The sequence below is a fragment of the Streptomyces sp. NPDC001890 genome, from assembly GCF_042891445.1.
Lineage (GTDB): Bacteria > Actinomycetota > Actinomycetes > Streptomycetales > Streptomycetaceae > Streptomyces.
In genome coordinates this window covers 1-3,203 of the sequence record NZ_JBIATE010000079.1, presented here as the reverse complement: position 1 = coordinate 3,203, position 3,203 = coordinate 1, and the positions used below count along the sequence as shown (strand labels likewise).

Genomic DNA, 3,203 nt, shown 5'->3' with positions numbered 1-3,203 from the left:
ACCGCCGTCACCCACACCCACACCCGCGCCACCCCCGCCGAAGCCACCAAGCTCACCGACCCTCCCGTAACAGACCACACGGACACAGCAGTTCAAGACTGAAGAGCCGAGAAGCCGACGCACCGTCAGCTCTACTGAAACCGTAACGGCCCAGCACACCTTCGCTCCAACCAAGCACGAAACTTGGCGCGACCACGGCTGGCGTGGGCCGACCACAGACACGACCACCGCAGGCCAGGGCCAGCACGTTGCTCCTGGACCACGATCCCGGCCGCAGCAGCGACACTCTGCTTGGAGCCCGGCGGCCGGATCGAGCGGTGATGCGGTGCCCGTACGATGGCCGGCGTGACCGTCCGCCGTGCCCTGGGCGCAGGCCCCCAGGCTCCCGCGCCCAGCATCCGCGCCGCCCAGGCCGACCCACTCGACGCTCTCCCCGGAGAGCGCCTTTCCGACCTCGACGACCTACGAGCCCGAGGCGTCCTCGGCACACGCCCGGCCGCGCCACCGTCCCCGCGGCGAACCCTTGGAACCGGTGGCCATACCGACGAGGAACTGCCCCACCACCCAGCCTGACACCCCCTCGGCGCTGGTGCGGTACCCCGTGGCGCTGCTCACCGCGCACTGAAAGGCCCCTCGAATTCGCCCCTCTCCTTGGAGGGGCCTTTCGGGGTTCTCGAATGGAGTCCGCCTTACCCTTCCGCCTGATGTAGGGGCGGCCCGGCTACGACTTGGGGAAGTGCGCGTGCCGGTCGTACTCGGGGTGTCCGGGGTGGCAGACCTCCACGATCTGCTCGCTTGGGATATCGGCGGAGTAGTGGATGGTGACGCCGTTGCCGTTCAGACCGAGGCGGACGCCGAGAAAGTCGAAGATGAGTTCCCGTCCGGAGCCAGCTGCGGGCGGCGTAGAGACATCGATCCCTGCGATGATCAGCGAAGGGCGACCGAGCCGGCGGACGTGCTCGAACTCGGCATCCGTCCAGCCCGGCCCGAACTGCCGGACCTCGCCGCCCCAGTTCGACAGGAGTCCGCAAGGCCAGGGATTCGTGAGCGGCTGCCGGGAGCTGACCACGCTCACCTCGCCAAACCGCTGCTTCGCCACCAGCGGCCGCTCGTAGGACAATGCGGTCGACTGCCGCAGCACAGCCAGATCCTGTTCAGCGATGAACCCCGCCCTGACTGCCCGTTCTACCCGCTTGGTCAGCGATTCCTCGGTCAAGGCAAGAAGGCCGAGCGCCCGCACGTCCTTGATCTCGTAGTCGAGGAGTCGGGTCGCGTGGTAAGTGCGTAGCAGGTGCCGGCGAGCATTTCACGGACTTGGACGTCGTACTCGGCGAGTTCACAGGCTTCGTTGTGTAGGTCGCTCCCAGCGTCGAGTCCCTCGGGAACTGCATAGATGAGTTCGGCGATCAGCTCGGCAAGGTTGGCCGGCCAGGTGGTGGGGTCGTCGAGGTCGACGGTGTCGGGTGTGGGCACCCGACAGGCATACCGGATCGGAGTAGTTCCGTACACCCAGATATCAACTCGGTGGGTTGTTGTTCTGCCGCACCCGCCTTGGCTTCGGCGAATGCCCGGCAGAACGCGGCAACCAAGGGGCGTTCATATTCTTGCCAGCCGCCCCGCGCGGCTACGAGCACCGCCTACCAGGACACCCGGCGGCCCGCCGCGATTCACGGAGATTCGGACGCGGTCACGAAGTGACGAGCCTTGGACAGCGGGTGTCCGCCCAGCGGCTTTTCAACGACGTCCGTGCGGCCGTCTCGGCCCTTCGCGGCAGTTGGCCCCTGGCCCGGGATGCGTTCGCAGAGTTCGGGTCGATGGACGCGGTCGCGGTCGCCGACACCTAAACTCTCGCGCGGATCGCGGGCCACCTGGACCCTGAGCTACCTGGGGAGCCGCCCGAGCTGAAGCTTCAGCAGGAGGTACTCGACACGGTACGCGGGACGAAGGAATTCCCTGACCGTCCCGCTTAGCGGCCGACGACAGCGCCCTCATGAGAGGGCTGTGAGCAACTACTTCTACTTGCATCCGGACACGTAAGCTCCACCATTCTGCTTACGTTCCGAGTCCGTCGGGAGCGTCGCTGAACCCGGGGCCGAAAGATCCGAGCAAGGGACGACGGATGGGGGCGCCGCCTGGGCGACCATGACTCCCAACCTGATGCATGAGCCAAATGGCGTCGCCGCTTCGGCCGCATCTGCGGCCACATCCGCGATGACCTGCCACTTGTCGCCAGTATTCTTGTCCTCCACGACGTGAGTACCGCTCGTCCAGCCGGCGGCGCCTCCTTTCGCCATGTCTAGGACCAAGTCGACGGTCTTACCCCCCTTTTTCGTCGTCACGTTCCACACCACCTTGAGGCCCTTGCCCAAGGGAATGAACTCCGCGGCGCACGAGTTTTGCTGCTCCTGCATCGCAGTCGGAGGTTTCTCCTTCTCTGTGCTGCACGGTTTGGGTGTGCCAACGGGGTTTGGGTTTTGGGGTGTGCCAACGGGACAAGGCACGGGAGCCTGGTCAACGACCTGGTGCGGGTTTCCACTGCCGACCGGGTTGCCAACCTCGATGGGATTTGGATTGCCGCCGGTCTGGGTGACAAGCTCAATGGGACTCGGGTTCCTGCCGCCTGTCGGGTTGCCCTGCTGGATGGTGTTCGTGCCGCCACCGCTGGTTTCCGTGACCTGGTGGTCGATGTTCTGGTCGCTGGTTTCTGTGACCTGGTGGTCGATGTTCTGGTCGCTGGGTTGGTCGATGGTCTGGTCGGTGTCGCCGCTGCCGCCGCCCTGGTCCCCACCGCTGCCTTGGTCGGTGTCGCCGCTGCCGCCGCCCTGGTCCCCACCGCCGCCCTGGTCGCCGCCCTGCGTGGGCGCTCCGGCCGATACCTCAGTGGGGGGCTGGGAGGCTGCCACGGCGGTGGTGGCTCCCGTGGAGGCGAGGAGCCCACTGATGAGGCAGGATGCGCAAATGAGCGTGGGAATTTTCCGCCGGACGCTGACAGTCATGACGATTTCCTTGTACGCATAGGTGATTGCGCTTCATGCGATGGGCCTGGCCTCTCGGGCGGGGCGTCAGCTCATTGAACAGGTGACAACTCATGACGCCTGAACTGAACTTAGCTTGGCGTTTATCCTCGGCGGGCTTCGTGTTCCTTGATGGTCTCGGCGCGTTTGACGGTCTTGCCGACGTCGTGGCGCTTGGCGCGGTGTTTG

At 65.8% G+C, this 3,203-nt stretch carries 3 protein-coding genes; all 3 read right to left on the bottom strand.

Annotation, left to right across the window (positions count from 1 at the left end):
- Positions 1-721: 721 nt before the first annotated feature.
- Entirely contained in the window at positions 722-1,216 is a 495-nt protein-coding gene (locus tag ACFYY1_RS43170) for a hypothetical protein (RefSeq protein WP_388595583.1), read from the bottom strand.
- The gene (locus ACFYY1_RS43165) at positions 1,213-1,473 is read right to left on the bottom strand and encodes a hypothetical protein (RefSeq protein WP_388595582.1); all 261 of its coding nucleotides are present in this window, start codon (positions 1,471-1,473) and stop codon (positions 1,213-1,215) included. The genes ACFYY1_RS43170 and ACFYY1_RS43165 overlap by 4 nt, the downstream gene beginning before the upstream one ends.
- A 542-nt stretch (positions 1,474-2,015) precedes the next feature.
- A complete protein-coding gene (locus ACFYY1_RS43160) occupies positions 2,016-2,996 on the bottom strand; it encodes a hypothetical protein (protein ID WP_388595580.1) in 981 nt (326 codons plus the stop codon).
- Between the last annotated feature and the right edge of the window lie 207 nt (positions 2,997-3,203).